This window comes from Cohnella baijiui, assembly GCF_020731285.1.
Taxonomy (GTDB): domain Bacteria; phylum Bacillota; class Bacilli; order Paenibacillales; family Paenibacillaceae; genus Cohnella.
On sequence record NZ_JAJFOW010000530.1, the window covers coordinates 1 to 209 of the forward strand.

1 protein-coding gene is annotated in these 209 nt (G+C 41.6%); it reads left to right on the forward strand.

The window, feature by feature from the left end; translation table 11 throughout:
* Positions 1-209 (forward strand): SNF2 helicase associated domain-containing protein (locus LKX83_RS33675; RefSeq protein ID WP_227887675.1); only part of this gene is annotated, 209 nt, incomplete at both ends.

The window sequence follows — 209 nt, forward strand, 5'->3', positions numbered from 1 at the left end:
GGAATGACCGTTCCCTGCTTATTCCGCCTATGATTGTAGATCGGCTTTTTTCGAAACTGAATGGAAGAGCAATATCCTTTGAGGAATATACGGATGTACGCTTTGAGATTGATCCGAAGGAAAATCAGCTTCCGCTTACATTCCGTTTGGAAAAAGGATCAGGTGAGGAGTTTAAGCTTGATGTGTCTGATCTAAAGACAATCGTATTC